Here is a 2,173-nt window from a genome sequence, read left to right as displayed (position 1 = left end):
GGTGCGGTCGTGGAGCGCGGTGGCGGGCGCGGTCGCGGCGGCGGGTCCGGGCGCGGCGGCGCTCGTTCTGGCGCGGCGGCAGGGCGAGACGCCGGGGCACGCGTGGGCGGCGTACAACCTGGGCGGGACCGATGGTGTGGTGTGGGTCGACGTCTCGGCCGGTGCCGAAGGCGAGATATCGGAGCTCCCGCCGGAGGTCGCGGCATCCGACGCACAGGCCGTGGTCATCGACCCCGCCGGGCAGGCGATCGACCCCGCCGGGCGGGACGTCATGGACGGCGCGTTGCCGCCGTTCGCGCAGTCGACCTCCACGACACACGCGGTACTCGACGCGGCGACCGGACGCCGTTTCGGTGCCCTCGGCCTCGAAGTCGAGCCACGTCAGCGGTTCCTCATTACCGGCATCGGCGACGTTGCCGCCAAGCTGGTGCTGGCCGAGGCTCCCGGTTTCAAGATCGTTACTGACCATGCGAATCTCTGGCGGACCGCCGACGGGCGGCTGCACCTCTCGTATCCCAAGCTGACACCGGGAGAGCCGAAGCCCAAGCTGGGCTCGTACCTCGTCGGGGAGATCGTCGTCGAGCCGATGGCGGTGCTTCCGGGTGAGCGGAGGCAAGACCCGGAAGAGACGCTGGCGCGGTTGGAGCGAGTGCAGCGGATGCTGGACGCCAGGGACGAGCCCAACGCCGCACCGATGTCTCTCGCCGCCCTTCTCCCCGCTCAGGACGGCTGGACGGTCACCGAGTTGGGTGAGAAGGCCGTGGTCGGCCCGACCCCCATCAGATGGGGCCGTTCCTATGTGCAGCCCACCCCGGGTGTCCCCGCCCTGGGCCTGAGCGCGCTTCTGGACGATGCGGCGGACCGGTTGCCGCTCGGATCCGTCCAGGCGTCGGAGTCGTCGAGCAGGGAATTCGGGATGGCGGCCACCGCGGAGTTCCTGCGCGACTTCCTCGGCCGCAGCGATGTGCCCGCGATGTCCGTTCCCTTCCTCGCGCACATCCCGGATATCGATGACATCTGGGGCTATCTGCGCTTCGCGTACGCCCACACCGTCGCCAGGCCGACGGGCACCATCCTCAACCAGGGCCCGGCTCCGTTCATGGCCAAGAACGCCCTGGCGGTGGCGTCCCGGCCCGCGCTGGACCGTGTCCTGCGGGCTCTGCGGCCCCGCACCCGGGACTTCCTCAACCTGCATCACGACGGCATCAGCGGAAATCTCGCCGTCGTGCTCGGGAAGTTGCTGGAGATGTACCGGAAGGCCATCACGCCGGACAAGCCGTTCTTCCCGGGCTTCTTCGACGCGACCATCGGCGATGTGCCCTCTCCTCGTGAGCATGTGACGTCCGTGCTGACGGGGCGGACGTCCGAGGGCAAGGTCGTCACGCAGAAGCAGATGGTCGACATGGACGACGACCGGTTCCCGACCCTGGACACCGACGACGGCCGGCTGGAGATTCCGCTGGTCCCTGCGGAGTTGCGGCATTTCACGTATGCCGACGACCCGTTCATGACCCGGGAGGACATCCGGCGGGCTGTCGCCGAGCTGTCGAAGCTCAGCCGGGAGGCGTACCAGCGGGCACTCACATATCGCGCCCCGCTGCCTGACGACGTCCTGCTCGAATCCATCAGGCGGATCCTGAACAACCCGGCGGTACGGGGCTTCACCGGATTTGTGCACATGGTCCTGATGGCGGGGCTGCCGAAGGTCGGCGGCGGGTCCCACAGGCTGATGTCCGTGAGGGACAGCCAGGAGGCCGCCCGCGCGCTGGGCGCCTACGCCCTGGGGACCCCGCTGCCCGACTCCGTGCACCGGGCACTTCGGTCCGCAGTCGACGAGGCCGCCGGCCTTGGCGGCACCGTTCCTCCCTCGCACCAGCCGCAGCTCCGGGCACTTGTCGAGGCGGCGCGGGGTGCCCTCGAAGTGTTGGCTGATCCCGAGCGGACGCCGCCCGTACTGCCATGGGTCTCGGAGCTCGTCGCGGTGGACGGGTCCCGGGTTCTGCTGGACCGGGTGCTCGTGGTCGAGCACTGGGATGCGGGCTGGAAGCCGGTGGGTGTGTCGTCGCGTCCGGACCAGGACTGGCAGGACGCGTGGCGGCATGCGTATGGCCTGCTGCCGGAGGTGTCCGGGTTCACGCATGTGCGGCGGGGGCCGGTGCCGTTGGAGGGCCCG

General features: G+C 70.1%; 1 protein-coding gene. It reads left to right on the top strand.

Features of this window, described 5'->3' with window-relative positions:
* The coding region (locus tag IG02_RS37365) for a toxin glutamine deamidase domain-containing protein (protein WP_037805177.1) at window positions 1-2,173 on the top strand (2,173 nt) is incomplete at both ends.

It is taken from the genome of Streptomyces sp. NRRL F-5135, from assembly GCF_000719775.1.
In the GTDB taxonomy this organism is placed as follows: domain Bacteria; phylum Actinomycetota; class Actinomycetes; order Streptomycetales; family Streptomycetaceae; genus Streptomyces; species Streptomyces hebeiensis.
Note: the sequence above shows the minus strand (reverse complement) of the source record. Positions and strands in the feature narration are given on the sequence as shown.